The sequence below is a fragment of the Paenibacillus vandeheii genome (assembly GCF_030433635.1).
Taxonomy (GTDB): domain Bacteria; phylum Bacillota; class Bacilli; order Paenibacillales; family Paenibacillaceae; genus Paenibacillus; species Paenibacillus vandeheii.
The window spans coordinates 248,883-271,980 of record NZ_JAROCD010000001.1; the positions used below are offsets into that span (position 1 = coordinate 248,883).

Here is a 23,098-nt window from a genome sequence, read left to right on the forward strand (position 1 = left end):
CGTATTCTTATGTGGATAACTTTACGCGGAACGAAGAAAGCGCTCAATAGACAAAAGCGTCCTGTTGGGTGGACATTTTCGAGTAAGTTGCAAGATATCAACCAATAACGAGGTGCGAAATGGTTAAGTACCGATTCAGGACGCTTCAGCAAAGCCTGTTTGCCTACTACTCTGCGGTATTCATTGTTTTTTCACTGATTGTGGCAAGCCTCTTGTATGTTTTCCTTGCCAATGACATTCGTAATCGCAGTGCCGAACAGCAGAAACAGCTGGGAAACTCGATGGTGGGCAATCTGGATCAGGAAATCGTCAAAATGAACAATTTCTCTATGAACATCGTATATTCCAACCTGGTCAAGGAGCATTTCAGTCACTACTTATCTCCAGCGGAAGACAATAAACAGATGATGACCAGTGACCCGGCATTTTACAAGGATACAACGACACTGATTGATGTCATTCTGGCGATTATTAGCAGTTCCAACACGGCCAAACAAGCCAATATCTATGATGTGAACGGTAACATGCTGGGTGCGGGCGCGTTCAATGGACAGCTGTCGGTAGATTTGACCCAAAGACCGTGGTACGAGGAAACGTGGACGCGCAATGGCTGGCGTGTCATAAGTGTACTGGATGGTGGAGCTTTACCGATGCCAACAGGGCAGGGGGAATCAGGCAAACGATATCTCTCCCTTACCCGAGTGTATAAGGATGGGAATTATGTCTCGCAAGGAGTCGTCGAAATTTTGCAGGATGCCGGAGCCCTGTTCCAGCATTTGAACGATGTGCAAGCCGGAAACGAAGAACTGAGCGTGTATGTATTGAATGAACGAAATGAGCTTTTATATCCTTTTTTGTCCCATGAGCAGCAGTTAAAGGCAATAGATTCCGACGTTGTAAACTTGATAGGGAACCATCTTTATCACTCAGGAACGATGCAGGAAGTGGTGGCTCCCAATGGAAATTCGAAGCAAATGATGACCTACACCACCTCCCAAGAAACGGGATGGACAGTTATCGTCATGCAGTCCAAACAATCCCTTTTCGCAAATCTGAATCGCATGGCTCTTCTGTTCATAGGGGCTACTTTAGTGACCTTGATTCTTATTCTGCTCCTCTCATATCTGATATCCAAACGCGTTACTTTGCCGCTCCATCGTTTGCAGCGTATTATTCAGAAAACAGGTGTCCATGATCTGACTACAGGCCAGGACTCTGGTCAGTTGTTCAAGCTGGAATATCCGGGTTCCATCCGTGAGATGGATGAGCTGAATGATACGTTTATCCAATTGAATCAACAGCTTGTGCAGTCCTTCCAGGACATGCTGGCGATCAAATCCCAGGAAACGGATGCCAGGTTGCTGGCATTGCAGTCTCAGATGAATCCTCACTTTCTGTATAACAACATTACGAACATCAGCATTATGGCAGAGGAGGGCATGAATGAACAGATCGTTGTGTTCTGCGGTCACATCGCATCCATGCTGCGTTACATCTCGGCTCCGAACAAAAACGGTGTTCCGTTGGAAAAAGAAATCGACTATTGTGAACGGTATTTGGAGTGTATGAAAATTCGGTTCGAGGATGATCTGCTTTACGAATTCCATGTTCCTGACTCAATGAAGAGCCTTCAGGTTCCCATGCTGCTGATTCAGCCTTTGCTGGAAAATGCCATGAAATATGGACTGCGTGATAATCCGCCCTGGAAGCTGCATATCATTGGAGAGCTGGACAGTATGCAGGAAACATGGCGCATCACTGTCGAAGATAACGGCCCGGGCATGGAACCCGAGGCACTTATGCTCATCCAGCAGTACATACAACAATCACAGGAATGGGAGCGTATGCCGGAACTTGAGATTAACGGTATGGGCTTGAAAAACATCTGGATCAGGCTCAAATTATGGTATGGTTCTGCGGCTTTTATGCATATTACAAATCATTCTTCTGGCGGGGTCAGCATCACGATTGGCGGTTCCATTCGAAAGGGGCACAGTGAGTCTCATGGTCATGACATATAGAACCATTATTGTGGAGGATGAGGCGTTAATTCGGCGCAATGTATCCCGGAAATTCAGCGAGCTGAGCACACGGTTTGAGGTTATAGGTGAAGCAAGGAATGGACAGGAAGCATTGGAACTGATTGAACATAGAGTGCCTGATCTGGTTGTTACCGATATTCAGATGCCCGTCATGAATGGGCTGGAACTAGCGAAGCATCTGTATTTTGCCTATCCGCATGTCAAGATCGTGATCCTGAGCGGTCACCATGAGTTTGAATACGCGCGTCAGGCGATCAGTTACAAGGTGGAGGATTATCTGCTTAAACCCCTCACGGAAGGACAGCTTCGGACGCTGCTGGATGCGATGGAATTAAAGCTCGGCAGTGCAGGAGACTCACTGGCACATGTTAGTGCAATGCTGGATGAACAGGTAAAGCCGGAGGATATTGCAGAGGCAGTCAAGCTGTATCTGAAACAGAATTATATGCATGAAATTACGTTGCAAGACATGGCAGGACAGTTGCATTTCAGCGTGGATTACCTGGGGAAGTGTTTCAAAAAGGTGACGGGTGAAACCCCGCTCAAATACATGACCGGGCTTCGAATCAACGAAGCAAAGCGCATGCTAGCGACCTTTAAAGAAATGGATATCAAGGCTGTAGGCAAAGCGGTGGGGTATAGCGATTCCCATTATTTTAGCCGTATTTTCAAAAACAAGACAGGACTGTATCCCAGCGAGTATCGCCAACAGCTGCTATAACGAAAAAAAGCCCTGTCCATGGTTCTTGAAGAACCACGATGACTGGAGCTGATTATTGTGACAAAGCATCTTCCGTGATTTGGCGGATATCGAATGGGGAGCGGTTGCCTTCCTCAATGATGTCGGGGAGAATATGTTCGAGGAAATAGTGTACACAGTGGAGATCAATATTTTTGATTTTGATCAGGGCATATCGATACATGACGATAAATTCCTTTTCGGTATTGCCACGTTGCAGTTCAGCAAACGCTTCGTACACCTGATCCATTTTGTCGGCTACTTCCAGAATGAGTCCTTCAACCGAGTTGTCTTTGCCTTCACGCAGCTGTCTGCGGAATATGGGCTGGAATTCCTCAGGAATATTTTCGTTAATAAAATGCGCAACCATGCCTTCTTCCACCTGCTGCAGCATTGAACGAAGCTCCAGTGAATAATGTTTGACTGGTGTTTTGATATCACCGATGAAGATTTCGCCATAATCATGACTGCTGGTGATTTCGTAAAGTTTTTTCCAATCAATAGCGACCCCATGCTGTTCCTCAATATCGGCAAGTGTTTTGGCATACTGCACGACTTTCCAGGAGTGAGCGGATACGCTGTGTTCCTCGAATTTGAATTTTCCCGGGGTACGAATGATGCGTTCAAGATCGTTGAGTGACCTGAAGTACGTATGAATTCCCATATAAGTAATCATCCTTTGTTGTTTGGGTATGAACCGACTATACACCAGAGATGTTAAGACAAGATTAACGTCGTTTGGCGTAAAGGTAAAAATCCGTTCAGATGATAGTCTGCCCATAGATACAGAGGTAATTCCACAGTTTGAATGGATGAAATGAGAAATGCGAACTATTGTTCTTATATTGTTTTCGTTGTAATATCTGGAGTGGACGGTTTATGTTCCCTATTTCTTCGAAAGGAAGTTTTTGCATCATGATGGGAAGATCCCACCTCATTATTGGGACCACTGTATCCCTCTCTGTTCTGCAATTGGCAGGTATGCCTGTGACTGCACCGGCGGTTACTGTGGCCCTGATCGGTTCGCTGCTGCCAGACATCGATGAACCGAATTCGCTATTGGTATCCAAAGCATTGCCGAACAGCCTGATTCGACTGCTGCAGACCATCCTGCTGCCTGTCGCTGTATTTGTGTACTTCTATGTTCAGGCGAAACCATGGAATCTGCTGCTTGCCATTCTGATTGCGATGGTATCTTTCCTGCCGTCCCGTTCGCTGCGCAAAGTGTTGATGTTTGCGATTGGATTAGGACTCGTATTTTATGGCCATGCATTTGCACCATGGAATCTGATCGCGGGCAGTCTGTTAATGCTGTGCACGACGCTAACTCACCGGGGATTGACGCATACCCTCTATGGAACCGCCGTATGGGCAGGATTGCTCTACAGTACGACTCATTTGCAGGGGCCTGAGATCTGGGTAGCTGGAGGTACGGCATATGCCATGCATCTGCTGGCTGATTCGTTGACGAATCGGGGTATTCGTCCATTGCCGCCAATCAAGTGGCGTATACGGTTCAATCTCATGAGTACAGGCACGAAACATGGGGCCGTTGTGGAGAATGTCTGCATTGTGCTGGCACTTATTTTGGCCTGGATTGCGTTTTCGCCTTTATTTCTGTAACCACCAAATCATGCCAGTCTTTGCTTCTGCAGAGGCTGGCATTGTACTATTCATTTCTATTTCTCACCTTAACCTGATGATTGAAACAAATGTCCTGTTCTGAACATAAAAAAAGATGCCCTTAAAATTAGGGCATCTCTTAATGGTAGTTACGCGTTTTCGATTATTGTGTTCAGTGTTGTCTGATCCAGACCCTTCACCAGCTTCACGAGCAACTCTTTTGCTGCATCATAGTCATCCGTATGAATAATGGAAGAGGATGTATGAATGTAACGTGCGCAGATGCCAATTACTGTTGAAGGCACACCGATTCCGCTCAGATGAACCGCTCCGGCATCTGTACCCCCAGGGGAGATGAAATATTGCATTTTGATCTGATTGGATGATGCTGTGTCCTGAACATATTCAACAATACCGCGATGGGTGAACATGCCCGGATCGAAGATGCGCAGCAGGGCCCCCTGACCAATATGTCCGAATGATTGTTTATCTCCGGTCATATCATTCGCGGCACTGCAGTCCAGTGCGAAGAAAATATCCGGCTCAATCAGATTGGCAGCCGTGCGTGCACCACGGAGTCCCAATTCCTCTTGAACGGTTGCACCGCAATAGAGGGTGTTTGGCAACTTTTCCTTATGTAGTGCTTCAACCAGCTCAAGCGCAAGCCCTACTCCGTAACGGTTATCCCAAGCCTTTGCCATAATTTTCTTCGGATTGGCCATCGGTGTGAACTCACAGATCGGTACGATCTGCATACCCGGATGAATACCCCAAGATTCTGCTTCTGCACGGTTATCCGCCCCAATATCCAAGTACATATGGTTGAGATCAACCGGTTTATTACGCTGGGATTCATCGAGTAAATGAGTAGGTGTTGAACCGACAACCCCGGGAATCCGGCGTTCCGGAGTGATGAGTTCCAGACGTTGAGACAGTACAGCCTGACTCCACCATCCACCGAGTGGACGGAATTTGATCATGCCTGTTTCCGTAATGCCTGTAGTCATGAAGCCAACTTCGTCGAAGTGACCTGCAACCATGACTTTGGGTCCGGACGCCTCTCCTCGCAATACGCCAAAAAGGCTGCCCAACCGATCCTGGACAAATTCATCTGTATAGGGAGACATTTGTTCCTTCATCCATCCGCGAAGTTCGCGTTCAAACCCGGAAACGGAAGGGAATTCCGTCAACGTTCGAAACATTTCCAACGTTTTTTGATTCATGTGTCGACAACTCCTCTGCTTGTATGTAGATCAGGTCTCAGCAGAACGGCTGCCGGACTGTTGTCCTTCGAAAGAGAAGAACGTTTTATTTAACCACTGGTCACACTACAGTATGAACCTTACGCAAGTAATTGTCCATGGTTATGTCACGTATCTCAGGCATGAATGACTGCTCGTTTGATGCTTCATCGGGCTATTAAATCCGCACCAATCACAGTCGCGAGGCAGCTACATTGAATATGCATATAGTGAGGAACAGTTTTGCTTAACCTTTATTTTTAATAAACCCGTCATTTCACTTGCCTGACAAGAGGAAGGAGCTTGGACAATAGATGATTCCACCCGATGAAGGCAATGAAACCATCCTTTGTATCGTCCTTTTTATTTTGCTCGTGATCATTCTGCTTTATTTATAAATTTCATCTGACCTCTGATCCGGCGCTGAGCGACTCATCTGATTCGGCTGCTTCATCTGCTGGAAACAAATGCTGTCTTCCGCCGGATACATAACTTTCCCAACCTTAACAAACAATGAATACAGGATTACACACAGTACATGCAGTCACATCAGTTGACTCATTTTCACTAAGGGAGGTTCTGTATATTGCCAGCTCAATCTAAAGGTAGTGGAAAAAAATCATCATCATCCCTGTCCATCAGTGAACAGGAATATAAAAAAGTCGCCAAAAAACACGAGCCTGCCCGTCCAATCTGGGCGAACTGTATTAAAGCATTCTTCGTTGGCGGATTCATCTGCGTCATTGGACAGGCTATCCAGGAAGCGTTTATGGCCGGGTTCCACATGACATCCAAGGAAGCTGCTAGTCCAACCGTTGCGGTCATGATTCTCATTTCAGTCATTCTGACTTGTATGGGTGTCTACGATAAAATGGCGCAATGGGCTGGGGCCGGGACGGCTGTCCCTGTCACCGGGTTTGCCAACTCCATGTGCTCGGCAGCACTGGAGCATCGTGCCGAAGGGCTGGTGCTTGGTGTCGGTGCTAACATGTTCAAGCTGGCCGGATCGGTCATTGTGTTTGGTGTCGTTGCTGCCTTTATTGTAGGGGTCGTATACGCCATTCTCGGCTTCGGAGGTGGACATTTATGAAACGCCTGGGCAAACAAACCTGGCAATTTGAGAACCGTCCACGCATTATCGGCAGGTCAGCAGTCGGAGGGCCGGATGAAGGCCAAGGGCCTCTTGCATCTGATTTTGATTATGTATATGACAATTTGGAGATTGGGGAGAAAACCTGGGAAAAGGCAGAGCGCAAGCTCCTTGAACAGGCTTCCCAAATGGCGTTAATCAATGCCAATATCACGAAGGAAGAGCTTCAATTCTTTGTTGGCGGAGATCTAATGAACCAGATTATCAGCAGTTCTTTTTCTGCCCGCAAGTTGGGTGTACCTTATCTGGGGGTATTTGGTGCCTGTTCAACCTCAATGGAGACCCTGGCTCTGGCCTCACTCATAGTGGATTCGGGTGCAGGGGATTATGTACTGGCAGGTACGGTGAGTCACAACTGTACGGTGGAAAAGCAATTTCGTTATCCAACAGAGTACGGTTCTCAGAAGCCGCCATATGCGCAATATACCGTTACGGGGTCGGGTTGCAGTGTGATATCCCGCACGGGTCAAGGCCCTGTAGTCACCAAAGCGACAATTGGCCGAATTATGGATATGGGCATTAAAGATCCGTTTAACATGGGGGCTGCAATGGCTCCTGCGGCAGCAGATACCATTGTTTCGCATTTCCGGGATACAGGCCTGGAACCCGGTTATTATGATCTGATTGTTACAGGTGATCTTGCTTCGGTTGGATTGCCCATCGTTAAGGAGCTTTTGCATAAAGAGGGTGTTCCGATGGAACAAACGGTCTTCAATGATTGTGGCCTGATGATATATAACCTGGAAAAGCAGCCTCAGGTTGTGGCTGGGGGAAGCGGCTGCGGATGTTCAGCGACCGTGACCTACGGTCACATTTTGAACCGGATGCAAAAGGGTGAACTCAATAAGGTATTGGTGGTCGCTACTGGTGCATTATTGTCTCCACTTTCATACCAGCAGGGCGAGAGCATTCCTTGTATTGCGCATGCCGTAGCCATAGAAAAGGAGGGATAAAGGATGCAGTTTTTGTGGGCATTTATTGTTGGCGGGTTGATCTGTGTTGTCGGACAGCTTCTGATGGATGGTGTCAAGCTGACTCCTGCACATACGATGAGTACACTTGTTGTGGCCGGTGCGGTTGCGGATGCGTTTGGACTATATGATCCACTCGTCAAATTCGCTGGGGCAGGAGCCTCCATTCCCATTACCAGTTTTGGTAACTCCCTTGTGCACGGGGCATTGACGGAGCTGGAGAAAGAGGGATGGATCGGTGTTATTACGGGGATATTCGATTTGACCGCGGCGGGTATTTCCTCAGCGATTATCTTTTCATTTCTCGCGGCATTGGTGGTTCGACCTAAAGGATAACAAACAAAGGATGCAGAGCTAGACACTATAAACATTATATGGACCCAGCAGGGGCTTCGGATAACTTCTATCCGGGCCTCTTTTTGTCGTAATCATGCGATAACTGCGGTGAATCTGACGGCTGGAAACAAATTATGAGTTCCTTCGAGTGTACTCGCGCCCGTGGATCATGTACAATAAAAGGAAATCTGTATGCTTTTTTAGGAGGTTAGACCATATGCCTGTGCGCAAAGAGTCGATCCAAATCATATCAGCAGTTCGTTCTAATCTGGAATCATGCATAATGGGGAAATCCTTTGAAATTCAACTTTTGCTCACAGCTTTGCTTGCAGGCGGACACGTTCTGATTGAAGACGTACCGGGAACAGGCAAAACGCAGTTGGTTAAAGCGTTATCGAAATCCATGCGCGGAGAGTACCGCCGCATTCAATGTAATCCTGATATTTTGCCGAGTGACATTACAGGGGTATCCGTTTTCCATCCGCGGGACGAGCGCTTTTACTTCCGCCCGGGTCCGGTTATGACCAACATTTTGCTGGCAGATGAGATTAACCGGGCTACAACGAAAACGCAGTCCGCATTGCTGGAAGTCATGGAGGAGCGCAGTGTAACGGTAGATGGTGATACGTATGATCTGCCCCATCCATTTATGCTCTGTGCAACCCAGAATCCAATCGATTTTGAGGGAACGTACACATTGCCGGAAGCGCAGCTGGACCGGTTCATGTTGAAAATAAGTCTGGGTTATCCCGACAAAGATATCGAGAAAACGCTACTGAAACAGCATCAGTCCGGTCAGCCTGTGGACCGGCTTGAATCCGTAACCCACATGGATCAGATATCTGCCATTCAACAGGAAATCAAGGAAGTATTTCTCGGTGATCCAGTCATGGATTATCTGCTTGATGTAGTTCGCAAAACACGCTCCCACCCATCCGTATTGCTGGGCGCCAGCCCAAGGGCAGCGATTTCATTTATGATGGCCGTGAAGGCTTTTGCCTTCTTGCAGGAACGTGACTACGTGCTTCCGGATGACGTGAAAACGATGGCACCTTACGTAATCTCTCATCGGATCGTGCTGCGTCCCGAATCGAGACTGGACAGCATGAGCTCCGAAGCTGTATTAAATTCCGTACTTCAGCAGGTTCGTGTGCCCGTCTCCATGGGGCAATAATTGATGAAGCCGCTTTTGAGTACAGTCCGAAGGGGAATACGCCACCCTCGCGTATGGAGCATCGCGGCGGTGTGGATGTGCTGTTTGGCTTATGTTTTATTCCAGGGCGGGAAGACCTCCCTGATGTTGCTGTCGATGGTGACTCTGCTTTGTCTTTACCTTGCGATTGCTGGTTTTAGCGGTGTACGGCGTACTCAAGGCGTACGCAAGCTCTCTTCCGGTCAGGATCATGAAGAGCTGCTGCATGCCGGTGACCAGGTACAGGTGCAGTTAAGTCTGAACATCCCGGGATTTTTGCCCCTCCCTTATGTGGTTGTGCGTGAAATGCTGCATCGGCATAACGGCGAATCCTGGTCTTTCAAAGAAAGCCTTATTCCGAGCATGCGTGGGTATGGTGAATTGTCATTTCAGACCCCACCGCTGGAGCGAGGCAAGTATGTCTTTTCAGAAACGGAATGTGCCAGCGAGGACATCTTTGGGCTGATTGAGCATCGGGGCACGTTCAAAGCGAAAGGGGAATTCCGGGTTCTGCCGCGGACCGTATTTATTCCGTACTGGCAGCTATATGACCGCAAATCGCGGTTATCCGGCCCGCAGACGGCCCTGACCCGCTCGCGCAGGGAAACGACCCAGATCAATGGTGTGCGTGATTATGTGTACGGAGACCGTCTTTCCCGCATTCACTGGAACGCTACTGCGAAGACGGGCGCGTGGAAATCCAAGGAATTTGAACATGAGTCGGTGCCGAAAACGATTCTGGTGCTGGATGCGCTGGCAGGCAGCTATGAACATGGTGAGGCCTTTGAACTGGCTGTGTCCACGGCTGCCTCTCTGCTGGAGTATGGTACAAGAGAACGAATGGGTATGGGACTGCTGACACTGTCGGAGAAGACTTCATTTTTTGCTCCCAGCGAAAGTTCGCTGGAACGGCAAAAGATGATTCATCATCTGGTGGATATCCAATATAACGGCCAGGAGAATCGTTTGCTGCCTGGTGTCGAGAAGATGTCGCGTCAGTTTCCTCAAGGCGCTTATTTTGTAGTGATTTCTCCCCAGAAAGATGAAAAAGTTCTGGAGCTGCTTCGATGGGCTGACACACGGGGAATGACTCCTTGTCATATTCTAATTGAGCCCAGTGATTCCCGCCGGAGTTCCGAGTGGAATGCGATGCTGCGCGGAAGAGGTACAAGATCCTTCACCGTTTCCCATTTGCAGGAGCTTCCAACGGTTATGGGGGGAGGTAGTGTATGAGTACTAAAGGCAAAGAGCTGGCAGCGGGGAGAAGATCCTGGTATCATGCAGCTTCGTTGCTCTGGATTTTCCTGATTGGGATGCAGTGGATAACATTTACACAGGAATCTTGGTATACCGAGACAACTTCATTAGTGCTGTGGACGCTCGCAGCGGTAAGTATTCTGGAAGTGATTCTGCCTTTCAAAATTATGGTTCGAACTATAATCAAGGCGATAGTCCTTGTATATATTTTGCATAAGACATTAATCGATTATACGGTTTATATCCCTTACGGCACGTTAGCGGAGCGCACAGAGCAGTTCATAATGCACCTGACGCCTTACATCTGGTTCACTCTGTGCGCATGGGTCATGCTTGAAGCTGCCCTTCGCCTGGTGAACACGACACGCCGAATTCTTGTTTTTCTGGGCATCAACATTATTTCGATGGGAATTCTGGATTCCTTCACCCAGATTCCACTCTGGATTGAAATTGCCTGGGTCATGTTTGCGGGAATGGGATGGCTGGTATGCCAGCACTTCCGTAATTTTCAACTGCAATATCCACAAGGCTGGAAGCGAATTATCCGGTATCCTTACAAAATTCTGGCGAACATTGCAATCATATTTTCTTTAATTATCGTAGCCAGTGTGAATATGCCAGAAGTTCCTCCTACCTTGACGGACCCGTACACCGCGTGGCGTAATTATACCGGAAGTTCGACGAATCAGGCGGGGAACGGAACACTGGACATTCCGGCAGCAACCGAGTCGGGATACAGCAGGGAAGACAACCAGCTAGGCGGAGGATTTAACTTCGACTATACACCTGTCATGTCCGTCACCACCAATGAACGCAGTTACTGGCGTGGGGAGACACGCGCTGAGTATACGGGAACAGGCTGGGATGATCGCGGACGAAGTGCGACAGAGGATGTTGAGGCGGGACAGGCCCTGGAGAATGACGAACCCGGAAATGTGAGCACCAAACAAGTCACTCAGAAAGTGACGATGTTGAATGACAACGTGTATCCGATCCTCTTCGGAGCCTATTCTATTTCGGAAGTAACGTCTGTCAATGGGGAAGCTAATTCGGAACGGATGTTATGGAATCCGGAGCAGGCAGAATTGCATGTCGTTACAGACCGCCAGCAGCCGCAATATCCGAAGACGTATACGATTGTATCCGAGGCGCCAGTCATTGTGGAAGATGAACTTCGCACCAAATCTTTTGATGATCTGTATACGAGCAATCCGACAGATGATATGTACCTGCAGCTGCCATCCCGATTTCCTGATCGGGTGACGGATCTGGCTGCTGAAATTACAGCATCGGCAAATACGCCGTATGAAAAAGTAGCATTACTGCAAAACTATTTACAACAAAATTTTGATTACACAAACAATCCGGATTTATCCCGAAAAGTAAGCAGTGACTTTGTCGAAGGATTTTTATTTGACATTCGTGAAGGGTATTGTGATTACTTCTCGACTGCGCTGGTTATGATGGCGCGCTCTGAGGGAATTCCTGCCCGCTGGGTGAAAGGGTACGCGCCTGGTCAGCTGTCGCTGAATTCAGACATGCAGGCCCCGCGCCAGCCTGGGGCCGAGATCGAGACGACTTACACCGTAACGAATGCAGATGCGCATTCCTGGGCTGAAGTTTATTTTGGTGAGTATGGCTGGATTCCGGTTGAAGCGACGCCGGGCTTTGATATGCCATTGCTAACCGAACAACCCGATGTACAACCTGTAGATGAGCCTGAAGAACAACCTGAAGAGGAACCGGTAAAAGAGGAAGAGCAGACTCCTGCGCCTGAGCAGGCCTCATCCAGCATCCCGGCTTTTGTGATCTGGGCTGCGGGAGCCATCATTGTATTGTGGGTGGCTTATATGTTCTGGCGGAATCGCCTCTCACTTCGATTCTTCGTGCTTCGACTGCGGACAGGTGGACCTCTAACGCCTGAACAAAAGGTTGTGGCAGAGACCGAGCGCTGGATTCGTTATGCGAAGCGCAAAGGGTTAACCCGGAGCGGGGACGAGACACTACGTGAATCGGTAACCCGCTGGAGTCAGGCGAAGCCAGCTGCAGCAGCGACATTGTACGAACTTCTCGCGAAGTTTGAGCAGACTCGCTATAGCCCTGCGTCTGTAACTGCAGACGATTGGAAGGCCGTCTATCAGACAGCCTCGAAGCTGCGTAAGGAACTTAAAGCGGAACGGGCGTAATGTCGCCCGTCCCGTTTTTCCTTTTTTCCTAAGCTATCAGGCGCTGTATGCATTTTCAGGAAAGACGGATTTGTGATATAGTGTGTCGTATGAAACTGAGGTGACTTCTTTGTTTGAAATGTTAATGCCCAAGCTGCGTGTAGACACGGTTTTTGACATTAATCTGGAAGAGCTATACGCTCAAGGCTACCGTGGAATTATAACTGATCTGGACAATACGCTCGTTGGGGCCAAAGCTCCTGACGCCACGCCCGAACTGATCGAGTGGTTCGCACGTGTCAAAGAGGCTGGTTTCCAGCTCATGATTGTGTCCAATAACAATTTGAATCGTGTATCCCTGTTTGCGACGCCACTGGATATCCAGTTTGTGCATAGTGCACGCAAACCATCGAATGTTCCGTTTCGTAGAGCAATGAAGATGATGGAGTTAACTCCAGAAAAAACGATTGTGGTAGGCGATCAGATGCTTACGGATGTCTATGGAGGTAATCGGCTGGGACTCTATACGGTTCTGGTGCTGCCGATCTCCATTGGAGATGAAGGCTTCATGACCCGCTTCAATCGGCGCGTGGAACGGATTGCTCTAACGAGTTTGCGCAAGAAAGGCTTATGGCTTGAGGAGGAAAAGAAGAAATGACAGAACCGCATAACGGCAATATTGCCGTAAGGTGCAGCGGATGCGGAGTGCATCTGCAAACGGAAAACCCGGAATTACCAGGATTCATACCCGAGAAAGCGTTGGATCGTGAACCCGTTATTTGCCAGCGTTGTTTCCGTATCAAAAATTACAATGAGTCATCATCCGTTACAGTGGATCAGGATGAGTTCCTGGCCCTGCTGAGCAAAATCGGGGATAAGGATGCACTTGTCATCCATATCGTTGATCTGTTTGACTTTGATGGCAGTATCATCTCTGGTTTACAGCGTTTTGTAGGCAACAATCCGGTATTGCTTGCCGTGAACAAAACGGACTTGCTCCCGAAAGTAACCAATTGGAACAAGGTTCGTAACTGGGTACAAAAGCAAGCCAAGGAACAGGGTTTGCGTACGGTAGACGTCGTTCTGTGCAGTGCGAAGCAAAATCAGGGCTTCGATCGACTGCTTGAGCTAGTCGGAACGTATCGCGGAGATCGTGACGTATATGTGGTTGGTGGTACGAATGTGGGTAAATCCACATTGATTAACCGTCTGATTCGTGACTACAGTGATCTTGAGCAGGAACTCACAACATCTCGTTATCCGGGAACGACGCTGGATATGGTTAATATTCCGCTGGATGATGGAAAAGCTATTATTGATACACCGGGAATTGTATACCCTTGGCGTTTCAGTGAGATTGTATCCCGTAAGGATCTGGCTGCCATTATGCCTGAAAAACCGCTTAAACCTGCTGTTTATCAATTAAATTCTGGTCAGACGCTGTTCTTTGGCGGCATGGCTCGTTTTGACTTTGTAGAAGGGGATCGTCAGTCCTTCACTTGTTTTATCAGCACTGCGCTTGATATTCACCGGACGAAGCTGGAACGTGCAGACGACTTGTACCGTGACCATCTGGGTGAATTGCTGTCTCCGCCAACGCGTGAAGATGCTGCGGATATGCCTGAGTGGACCAGACATGAATTCCGTATCAAACGTGGCAGTCAGTCGGATGTATTCATTTCCGGTCTGGGCTGGATTAAGGTTAACGGAGAGAATGGGGCGCTTGTTGCTGTTCATGCTCCAAAAGGTATTCGTGTACTGATCCGTCCATCCTTGATCTAATGTAATCTCAGCAGCATTTTACTCAGATCGGAGGCGGAAGTATGTCGGAACAGAAAAAAGCCAATCCTTCACTCCCTGTCCTGCTTGGCGTTATGGGTGATCCCATTGCACATTCCAAATCGCCTGCCATGCATAATGCGGCTTTGCAGGCTGCAGGAGTGAATGGAATGTATATGCCATTGCATGTTCATCCCGACCAGCTGGAAGCAGCCATTCGTGGCATAGTGGCGCTGGGGTACCGTGGTGTGAATGTAACTATTCCGCACAAGGAACAGGTCATGCAGTATCTTGATGTGATTGATGAAAGTGCACGTCTGATTGGTGCGGTAAACACCATTGTCAATGAAGAAGGCAAGCTGACAGGGTATAATACGGATGGTATCGGTTACGTGCGTTCTTTGAAGGAAGAAGCTGTTCCGGAACTCGCAGGTAAGCGTATCGCTGTTCTGGGGGCTGGAGGAGCAGCAAGAGGTGTGATTTATGCCCTCGCTTTGGAGAAGCCTGAACGGATTAGTATTCTTAACCGTACAGCCGACAGAGCCGTTGCGCTTGCTTCCGATCTGCGGGCTCATGGACTGGGTAATATCACAGGTGGCGGAATGGAAGAGGCCGCTGCGGTGTTGGCTTCGGCCGATATTGTGATTAACACAACAGCCGCAGGTATGCATCCACATGTAGATGACGTGCCTGTAGATCCTGCACTCATTCGAGTAGGTGCAGCAGTAAGTGACCTCATCTACAATCCCCTGGAAACTCGCCTGCTCCGTGAGGCAAGGCAGCGTGGATGTACCGTGCACGGTGGCCTGGGTATGTTTATATATCAGGGCGCGGTAGCGTTCGAGCACTGGCTCGGCATCCCGGCTCCCGTGGAGACGATGAGACGAGCTGTATTAGACAGTTTTTGATATTGTAAAAATATAATTGAACGGTCAAGCCTCGGACAGACATTGTACTGTTACTGAGGTTTGCTCACCATAAGGAGTATGGAGTATTCATGTTAAACGGTAAACAAAAGCGCTTTTTGCGTTCACAAGCACATCATCTGACCCCTGTGTTTCAAATTGGTAAAGGGGGAACGAATGAGCACCTGTTCCGTCATATCGAAGATGCGATTGAGAAGCGTGAATTGATGAAAGTGCAAGTGCTGAACAACAATCTGGATGACAAAAATGAAATCGCAGAAGAAGTTGCTCGTGAAACAGGAAGCGAACTGGTGCAAGTCATCGGTAGCACCATCATCCTGTACAAAGAATCACGTGACAACAAACAAATTGAACTACCTAGGTAAGGGAGAGTGACACGGGTGAAGATCGGCATCATGGGTGGTACGTTTGATCCGATCCACATGGGGCACCTGCTGGCAGCCGAAGCGGCCAGGGATGCATATGCATTGAATGAAATCTGGTTCATGCCTTCCCATGTTCCCCCTCATAAACGCGGAACAGGGGCATCGGGACAGCAACGTCTTGAAATGACGGAAGCGGCTGTGAAAGATGTGCAGCACTACGAAGTGCTTGGCATTGAGATGGAGCTTGGCGGCGTGTCTTATACCATCGATACGATGAAGGAGCTTTGGAACCGTTATCCGGAGCATGAATTTTACTTCATTGTTGGAGCGGATATGGTGAACTATCTTCCCAAGTGGGAACAGATCGAAGATCTCGCCGAACGCTTGATCTTCATCGGTGTGGGACGCCCAGGATTCCAGCTGCATCTGGATGACCTGCCTGACGTATTACAGGATCGGGTACTGTTGGCAGAGATGCCTTTGGTGGACATATCATCCACGGCAGTACGCAGACGTTTCTCCAAAGGGCATTCCGTGCGCTTTATGATTCCTGACGCGGTCCATCAATACATTGTAAGGAGCGGTTTATATGGAACTAAGCCGTGACGAACTGATCCGCGCTGTTTCCGGTCAAATGCCGGAGAAGCGTTGGAAGCATACGCTTGGTGTCATGGAGTCGGCAGTAATGCTGGCTGAAAAATACGGTGCTGACCCTGTAAAAGCGGATCTGGCAGCGATATTGCATGATGTGGCCAAGTATTGGCCTGTATCGGAGATGGAAGCGGTCATCCGTGACAATGGATTGAACGAAGAACTTTTGCAGCATGACAAGCAGCTCTGGCATTCCGAAGTGGGTGCTTTTATTGCAGAGCGTGACTACGGGATTGATGATGCCGAAATTATTAATGCCATCCGCTGGCATACCTCAGGTCGGGTCGGCATGAGTCTGCTGGATAAAGTGGTATGTCTGGCGGATTATATTGAGTCTGGGAGAGACTTCCCGGGAGTGGATCATATCCGTGAACAGGCTGAACATAGTCTGGAAGAGGGTTTAATTGCCGGTTTTGACTCGACGATCAGCTTGCTGATCTCGCAGCGCCGTGTCATTTATCCTTTGACCATGTTGTCGCGAAATGACTTGATTGCACAATTATAGATTAAATTATGGAGGTTGGTTCATGACAGTATCATCGAAAGAACTTATGAATATGGCGGTTGCTGCCGCTGACGATAAAAAGGCATCCAACATTGTAGCGCTGGATCTGATTAACATCTCGCTTGTAGCGGATTATTTTGTTATCTGTCACGGGAATTCCGATACACAGGTACAAGCGATTGCAACAGAAATTCGCAAACAGGCACATGCAGCCGGAGTGAATATCAAAGGCATCGAAGGCATGGATTCTGCGCGTTGGGTATTGATGGATATGGGTGATGTGGTTGTTCATATCTTCCACCGCGACGAGCGTGAGTATTACAACATTGAACGACTGTGGTCTGATGCCAAAGTGGTGGAAACGGTATGAGTTTGATCGCAGGAACAGTTGTCAATTTGCCGGTTTCACGTGAAGTGTCTCCGTTTGGCTACTTTTTGACGACAGGATCGGAAGATGTACTGCTTCACTATACGGAGCTTACACGGGACGTTAAAATTGGTGAAATGCTGGAGGTCTTTCTGTTCTTTGATACGGAAGATCGTCTCGCGGCAACCATGAAAAAACCATATCTCACACTCGGTGAAATGGGACGACTGGTTGTGGCTGATATTCATCCACGCCTCGGCTGTTTCCTCGAAATGGGGCTTGGACGGCAATTGCTGCTCCCGATTCGTGAATTGCCTGAGTTGGAAGAATTGCGTCCCCATGTAGGGGATGAAGTTTTTGTTCTTATGGAGCATGACAAGCAAGGACGTTTGCGGGCAAAATTGGCTGGGGAACGTGAGCTTGCGCCATTGTCTTTCCATGCGCCAACCTCTTGGGTGAACGAATGGGTTGAAGCAACAGTGTACAAGCCACTTCAGATGGGGACTTTTGTACTTGTTGACGGTGGTGTGCTCGGATTTGGCGCGATCGGCATGATTCATTCCTCGGAGCGAAATCGTATGCTGCGTCTTGGTGAAAAGGTGAAATGCCGGGTAACCATGGTACGTGAAGACGGACGTGTCAATCTGGCGATGTCCCCTCTCAAAGAGGTGGGTCGCAATGAAGATGCGGACAAACTGCTCGCTTTCATGAAAGAGCGCCCTACGGGCGGCATGCCTTATTCGGATGCTACCCCGCCGGACATTATCAAGGAGCGTTTTGGCATCAGTAAATCTGCTTTCAAGCGTGCCTTGGGCAAACTGATGAAGGACGGTCTGGTCACTCAAAAGGAAAACTGGACCTATCTGACAGAGTCTGTACCCCAGGATCAGAACGAGGACAAGTAAGCAAACAGCTATCATGGATCAAGCATGTGCTTGAATCCAAACGTAAAGGCAGGGCAAGGCTGGGTGAACTCCGGACGCCCCTGCTTTTTCTTTTGTTCAAATGAGCTTCGAAAATGAAATTGAAAGTGCGGTGCCTGACATGTCTTACCGGAAATTTGCCTATGTGTACGATGAATTAATGGAGGATATGCCTTATCCGGACTGGATAAGGTTTGCGAGAACGGCTTGGGAACGGCATGGCATGCCGAAAAGTGTGGCTGAACTGGGCTGCGGTACCGGTTCAATTACGATCCCCCTGGTCAACTCCGGCTTCGAAGTTACAGGCATTGACCTGTCAGCGGACATGTTGTCTGTTGCACGCAGTAAAATGGAGGCTACACCTCAAGGTCACCGCTTATATCGGGAGGGCAGCGTCCGCTGGGTGCAGCAAGATATGCGGGACTGGAGAGTACCGGAGCCCGTGGACTCGGTGATATCGTTCTGTGATTGCGTGAATTATTTGCTTGAAAAAGAAGATGTTGTCCGTACATTTCAGCGTACTTACGAGATGCTGAAGCCGGAGGGGACTTTCCTGTTCGATGTACATCATCCGAATACCCTTATTCGATACGAAGAGGAGCAACCTTTTGTGTTGGATGAACGCTCCGTGTCGTATATTTGGACCTGTGATATGGATCATGATCGGTGTGAGATCGAGCATCATCTGAGTATCTTTTCGCGTGCTGCTGAGAGCGGCAAGGATATGTACCAGCGGTTTGAAGAGGTTCATGTTCAGCGTGCATACGATCCAGACTGGATGAAGCTGGAGCTCACGAAGGCTGGTTTCAGAGATGTGCGTGTGTATGCTGATTTTGAGTGGAAAGAAGCGGGAGAAGGCGCACAGCGTCTGTTCTATGTAGCTGTGAAATAGGTAACTAAAGAACTGTCCTTATGATACATAGGGGCAGTTTTGTTACAACAGATAGTGAACGGAAAAGAAGAAGTTTATATGAACTCTACTTTGATCTGATGCTGAGAGGGAATCAAGTGTCCTTATCGTCAATACAATAACAAGGAACACATTCAGTGAACGATGGATAACCTGGAAGAAGGAATCAAGCGATTCCGGTCGTCTTGATGTGTATACTCATGCATGGCATTGTTTATAGTCAACAAACAGTGTAATATTGACTTTAATGCTTCTTTTTTATATAATGTTCCCGATCATATCGTATACATATTTCGATGATAAGGATCAGTAGTGAGTCCTGTACATGACAGAGAGCCGACGGTTGGTGCAAGTCGGTTGACAGTATTTCACGAACTCGCCTTGGAGAAATGCGGTGATTACACCATCTTGCAACCGACGAAGCAACACTCGTGTTCAGGAATGGAAATCCGCATCGGTTAACCGCCGTTACAGGTCCAAAGGGAGTGGATGACGAAGCACGATCGTCCGCTAACTAGGGTGGTACCACGGGAATTCAACCTCTCGTCCCTAGCGCTGCAAACGCTACGGGATGCTGAGGTTTTTTTGTTGCAATAAATGTGAATAACCAGAGGAGGAACAATAGATGAGCGAGAATCAACAGCCAAAACACGGCTATAAGCCACAAGTTATGGAAAAAAGTTGGCAGCAATACTGGGATGACAATAAAACGTTTAAAACGGGTGAGGACCCTTCTAAACCGAAGTTTTACGCACTGGATATGTTTCCGTATCCATCCGGCTCAGGCCTGCACGTAGGTCACCCGGAAGGATACACGGCAACGGATATCGTATCCCGTTTCAAACGTATGCGCGGCTTTAATGTACTGCATCCAATGGGTTGGGACGCTTTCGGCCTGCCTGCCGAGCAGCATGCATTGGATACGGGTGAGCATCCGCGTGATATCACCTTCCGCAACATTGATAATTTCCGTCGTCAGATCAAATCACTCGGTTTCTCCTATGACTGGGATCGGGAGATCAGCACAACTGACCCTGAATATTACAAATGGACGCAATGGATCTTTATCCAGTTGTACAATAAAGGCCTGGCTTATGTTGATGAAGTACCTGTTAACTGGTGCGAAGCTTTGGGTACGGTACTGGCGAACGAAGAGGTTATTGACGGCAAGAGTGAGCGTGGTGGACATCCGGTCGTTCGTAAACCAATGCGCCAATGGGTATTGAGAATTACGGAATATGCAGAGCGTTTGCTGGAAGATCTGGAGGAGCTGGACTGGTCGGAGAGCATCAAGGATATGCAGCGCAACTGGATCGGCAAATCGACCGGGGCAGAAGTTACTTTTGCCATTGAGGGTCATGAAGAAGTTATCAAGGTGTTTACGACACGTGCAGATACGTTGTTTGGCGCAAGTTATGCTGTAATGGCACCTGAGCATGAGCTGGTGGATGTCATTACAACCCCAGAACAGCGTGAAGCAATCAAGGCATATCAGGAACAGGCTGCTCGCAAGAGTGATCTGGAACGCACCGACTTGGCTAAAGACAAATCAGGTGTGTTCACAGGAACTTACGCAATCAATCCGGTAAACGGAGCGAAGGTACCGATCTGGATCGCCGATTATGTTCTGGCTGGTTACGGCACAGGGGCAATCATGGCCGTTCCGGGGCATGACACTCGTGACTGGGAGTTTGCGAAACAGTTTGGTCTGGACATCATCGAGGTTGTACAGGGTGGCGACGTAACCCAAGAAGCTTATTCTGGAGACGGACCGCATGTGAACTCCGATTTCCTGAACGGATTAAACAACGAAGAAGCGATTGCGAAGATGATTGCCTGGTTGGAAGAGAACGGTAAGGGACAAGGCAAAACGACCTATCGTCTGCGTGACTGGTTGTTCAGCCGTCAGCGTTACTGGGGTGAGCCAATCCCGATTCTGCATCTGGAAGACGGAACGATGAAGACAGTGCCGGAAGATCAACTGCCTTTGCTGCTGCCGGATATTGACCAGATCAAACCTTCGGGTACTGGAGAATCACCGCTGGCAAATGTTACGGAATGGGTTAACACCATAGATCCGGAAACAGGAATGAAAGCACGTCGCGAGACGAACACGATGCCACAATGGGCCGGTAGCTGCTGGTATTACCTGCGCTTTATCGATCCACATAATGACAAGGAACTGATCTCTCAGGAGAAACAGCAGCAGTGGCTGCCCGTTGATCTGTACATTGGTGGAGCGGAGCACGCGGTGCTTCACTTGCTGTACGCTCGTTTCTGGCATAAAGTGCTGTATGATCTGGGTGTGGTGCATACCAAAGAGCCATTCCACAAATTGGTCAACCAAGGTATGATCCTGGGAACCAACAACGAGAAGATGAGTAAATCCCGTGGTAATGTTATTAACCCGGATGAGATCGTCAATGAATTTGGTGCAGACACATTGCGTCTGTATGAAATGTTCATGGGGCCTTTGGAGGCTACAAAACCGTGGAACGCTAACGGGGTTGAGGGTATGCACCGCTTCCTGTCACGTGTATGGCGTCTGTTCATCAATGAAGATACAGGTGCAATCAATGACAAGATTACAGCAGATGGTGGTACCGATGAGTTCAAACGGACGGCTCACAAAACCATCAAAAAGGTTACAGAGGATATGGAACATCTGCGTTTCAACACAGCAATCAGCCAGTTGATGATTTTCATCAACGATGCATACAAAGCAGATACGCTGTCACGTGAAGCGATGGAGAACTTTGTACAGTTGCTGTCACCACTGGCACCACATATGGCAGAGGAGCTGTGGAGCCGTCTCGGTCATGAAGGTGGAATCTCTTATGTAGCTTGGCCTGAGTATGATGAGTCCATGACGGTGGATGCCGAAGTGGAGATTGTTGTTCAAGTGAATGGCAAAATTGTAACTCGTGCTACGATCGCTAAGGACCTGGACGCACAGGGTATGCAGGACTTTACAATGGAACTGGCACCTGTGAAACAGGCACTGGAAGGCAAGACCGTTCGCAAGGTCATTGCCGTTCCAGGCAAACTCGTTAATATTGTTGCCGGTTAATCTCACCGGCTTTGAACTGCTCATCCAGCTTCAATAAATCTTCATCATATTTGTCATGAGTCGTCTGGATCAGGCTGTCAAAAACACCATCTAGACTCACCTTCAGCAGGGCAAGTGCCTGTGCGGTGATGCCGCCAGGTACAGCCACGCGAGCCTGAAGTTCTTGCGGGGTATATCCTCCTTCTGTGAGCAGCTTGCCTGTTCCCAGGAGCATCTCGCCAGCAAGAGCGCAGGCATCGGCTCGTTTGATATCTGTGAGCTTGACAGCACTCTCGATCCATTGCTCCAGAAAGAACGATATGAATGCAGGTCCGCAGCTGGAGAAGTCGGATGTGATCCGGGTACAGGCTTCATCCACTTGATAGGGTCTGCCGATATGACTGAGCAGCCCTTCCAGCAAAGCGCGGTCTTCGGTAGTCATTCGCTCACCGTGTATACACAGGGACGCTCCGCTGCCGACCTGGTGCGTAACACTGGGGATAACTTTGGAGACTTTGCAAGGAAGTGCAGATTCCAGATGGCGCAGCTGCACGGGACTGGTGATCGAGACGATTATATGATTGGGATTCACGACAGGCAGGATGTCGTCAATGACATGTTTGAATTCAAGTGGCTTTACGCATAGAAAGACGATATTGCTGCGGATGACGGTTTCCCGGTTGCTCTGTGATTCATGCAGACCAGGGTAACGGAGGGCTAGCTGCCGTACTTTGGAAGGGGTTCGATTGCTGGCGGCGATCTGCCGTGGCTCAAGTGCACCGGATTGAATCAAGGCATAGATCAGCAGGCTACCCATGCTGCCGGTTCCGATAAATCCAACCTTCATTGTTCAGGCCTCCTTTCATGCTTTACGGTAATGGCGCAGTTCTTTCCCTCTAGTGTATGC

Annotated in this window: 22 protein-coding genes and 1 other annotated feature; of the genes, 19 read left to right on the forward strand and 3 right to left on the reverse strand. The window is 48.6% G+C overall.

Annotation, left to right across the window (positions count from 1 at the left end):
* Positions 1 to 119 precede the first annotated feature (119 nt).
* Positions 120 to 2,021 carry a cache domain-containing sensor histidine kinase gene (locus tag P5G61_RS01080; protein ID WP_301243507.1) on the forward strand — a complete coding sequence of 634 codons (1,902 nt, stop codon included), beginning with the start codon at positions 120 to 122 and terminating at the stop codon, positions 2,019 to 2,021.
* The gene (locus P5G61_RS01085; protein ID WP_301243509.1) at positions 2,011 to 2,763 is read left to right on the forward strand and encodes a response regulator transcription factor; all 753 of its coding nucleotides are present in this window, start codon (positions 2,011 to 2,013) and stop codon (positions 2,761 to 2,763) included. Before P5G61_RS01080 ends, P5G61_RS01085 begins: the two co-directional genes overlap by 11 nt.
* A 52-nt stretch (positions 2,764 to 2,815) precedes the next feature.
* Here P5G61_RS01085 and P5G61_RS01090 read toward each other — a convergent pair whose 3' ends face one another.
* Positions 2,816 to 3,445: a YfbR-like 5'-deoxynucleotidase gene (locus tag P5G61_RS01090; protein WP_024628536.1), complete on the reverse strand. Its 630-nt coding sequence runs from the start codon at positions 3,443 to 3,445 to the stop codon at positions 2,816 to 2,818.
* A 251-nt stretch (positions 3,446 to 3,696) separates the two neighbouring features.
* Here P5G61_RS01090 and P5G61_RS01095 point away from each other — a divergent pair, with 251 nt between their 5' ends.
* The gene (locus tag P5G61_RS01095; protein WP_285078158.1) at positions 3,697 to 4,404 is read left to right on the forward strand and encodes a metal-dependent hydrolase; all 708 of its coding nucleotides are present in this window, start codon (positions 3,697 to 3,699) and stop codon (positions 4,402 to 4,404) included.
* 149 nt (positions 4,405 to 4,553) lie between these two features.
* Here the strand turns inward: P5G61_RS01095 and P5G61_RS01100 are convergent, their stop codons facing one another.
* Complete coding sequence (locus P5G61_RS01100) at positions 4,554 to 5,627, reverse strand: M42 family metallopeptidase (RefSeq protein ID WP_079349688.1); 1,074 nt, start codon at positions 5,625 to 5,627, stop codon at positions 4,554 to 4,556.
* A 604-nt stretch (positions 5,628 to 6,231) separates the two neighbouring features.
* Between P5G61_RS01100 and spoVAC the strand changes: the two genes are divergently transcribed.
* The 16 genes from spoVAC (at position 6,232) to leuS (ending at position 22,212) form a co-directional block, all read left to right on the forward strand.
* Positions 6,232 to 6,735, forward strand: coding sequence for a stage V sporulation protein AC (spoVAC, locus tag P5G61_RS01105; protein WP_301243515.1), 504 nt, complete (start codon positions 6,232 to 6,234; stop codon positions 6,733 to 6,735).
* Complete coding sequence (gene spoVAD / locus P5G61_RS01110) at positions 6,732 to 7,748, forward strand: stage V sporulation protein AD (protein ID WP_094937958.1); 1,017 nt, start codon at positions 6,732 to 6,734, stop codon at positions 7,746 to 7,748. The genes spoVAC and spoVAD overlap by 4 nt, the downstream gene beginning before the upstream one ends.
* A 3-nt stretch (positions 7,749 to 7,751) precedes the next feature.
* Entirely contained in the window at positions 7,752 to 8,102 is a 351-nt protein-coding gene (gene spoVAE, locus P5G61_RS01115) for a stage V sporulation protein AE (RefSeq protein WP_053781314.1), read from the forward strand.
* Positions 8,103 to 8,319: 217 nt separating this feature from the next.
* Positions 8,320 to 9,276 (forward strand): AAA family ATPase, encoded by a 957-nt coding sequence (locus P5G61_RS01120; protein WP_024628526.1) that lies wholly within the window; start codon positions 8,320 to 8,322, stop codon positions 9,274 to 9,276.
* 3 nt (positions 9,277 to 9,279) lie between these two features.
* Positions 9,280 to 10,527 carry a DUF58 domain-containing protein gene (locus P5G61_RS01125; RefSeq protein WP_094937957.1) on the forward strand — a complete coding sequence of 416 codons (1,248 nt, stop codon included), beginning with the start codon at positions 9,280 to 9,282 and terminating at the stop codon, positions 10,525 to 10,527.
* Entirely contained in the window at positions 10,524 to 12,737 is a 2,214-nt protein-coding gene (locus P5G61_RS01130) for a DUF4129 domain-containing transglutaminase family protein (RefSeq protein WP_301243527.1), read from the forward strand. Before P5G61_RS01125 ends, P5G61_RS01130 begins: the two co-directional genes overlap by 4 nt.
* Positions 12,738 to 12,846: 109 nt before the next feature.
* Positions 12,847 to 13,374, forward strand: coding sequence for a YqeG family HAD IIIA-type phosphatase (locus P5G61_RS01135; protein WP_064636329.1), 528 nt, complete (start codon positions 12,847 to 12,849; stop codon positions 13,372 to 13,374).
* Positions 13,371 to 14,498, forward strand: a complete 1,128-nt coding sequence (gene yqeH, locus P5G61_RS01140; protein ID WP_024628522.1) for a ribosome biogenesis GTPase YqeH — start codon at positions 13,371 to 13,373, stop codon at positions 14,496 to 14,498. The genes P5G61_RS01135 and yqeH overlap by 4 nt, the downstream gene beginning before the upstream one ends.
* 41 nt (positions 14,499 to 14,539) lie before the next feature.
* Positions 14,540 to 15,403, forward strand: a complete 864-nt coding sequence (aroE, locus tag P5G61_RS01145) for a shikimate dehydrogenase (protein ID WP_301243530.1) — start codon at positions 14,540 to 14,542, stop codon at positions 15,401 to 15,403.
* A gap of 89 nt (positions 15,404 to 15,492) precedes the next feature.
* Positions 15,493 to 15,786: a ribosome assembly RNA-binding protein YhbY gene (gene yhbY / locus P5G61_RS01150; RefSeq protein ID WP_024628520.1), complete on the forward strand. Its 294-nt coding sequence runs from the start codon at positions 15,493 to 15,495 to the stop codon at positions 15,784 to 15,786.
* 15 nt (positions 15,787 to 15,801) lie between these two features.
* Positions 15,802 to 16,392 carry a nicotinate-nucleotide adenylyltransferase gene (locus tag P5G61_RS01155; RefSeq protein ID WP_301243532.1) on the forward strand — a complete coding sequence of 197 codons (591 nt, stop codon included), beginning with the start codon at positions 15,802 to 15,804 and terminating at the stop codon, positions 16,390 to 16,392.
* Complete coding sequence (yqeK, locus tag P5G61_RS01160; RefSeq protein WP_301243534.1) at positions 16,376 to 16,942, forward strand: bis(5'-nucleosyl)-tetraphosphatase (symmetrical) YqeK; 567 nt, start codon at positions 16,376 to 16,378, stop codon at positions 16,940 to 16,942. Before P5G61_RS01155 ends, yqeK begins: the two co-directional genes overlap by 17 nt.
* 22 nt (positions 16,943 to 16,964) lie before the next feature.
* On the forward strand, positions 16,965 to 17,312 hold the full coding sequence (gene rsfS, locus P5G61_RS01165) for a ribosome silencing factor (protein ID WP_024628517.1): 348 nt from the start codon (positions 16,965 to 16,967) through the stop codon (positions 17,310 to 17,312).
* Positions 17,309 to 18,214, forward strand: a complete 906-nt coding sequence (locus P5G61_RS01170) for a CvfB family protein (protein WP_024628516.1) — start codon at positions 17,309 to 17,311, stop codon at positions 18,212 to 18,214. The genes rsfS and P5G61_RS01170 overlap by 4 nt, the downstream gene beginning before the upstream one ends.
* A 100-nt stretch (positions 18,215 to 18,314) precedes the next feature.
* Positions 18,315 to 19,124 (forward strand): class I SAM-dependent DNA methyltransferase, encoded by an 810-nt coding sequence (locus P5G61_RS01175; protein ID WP_301243536.1) that lies wholly within the window; start codon positions 18,315 to 18,317, stop codon positions 19,122 to 19,124.
* Positions 19,125 to 19,429: 305 nt separating this feature from the next.
* Positions 19,430 to 19,696, forward strand: a binding site (T-box leader).
* A gap of 71 nt (positions 19,697 to 19,767) precedes the next feature.
* A complete protein-coding gene (leuS, locus tag P5G61_RS01180) occupies positions 19,768 to 22,212 on the forward strand; it encodes a leucine--tRNA ligase (protein ID WP_301243537.1) in 2,445 nt (814 codons plus the stop codon).
* On the opposite strand, the gene comER is transcribed toward leuS, so the two are convergent.
* Complete coding sequence (comER, locus tag P5G61_RS01185; RefSeq protein ID WP_301243539.1) at positions 22,193 to 23,038, reverse strand: late competence protein ComER; 846 nt, start codon at positions 23,036 to 23,038, stop codon at positions 22,193 to 22,195. The two genes, leuS and comER, sit on opposite strands and share 20 nt — an antisense overlap.
* Between the last annotated feature and the right edge of the window lie 60 nt (positions 23,039 to 23,098).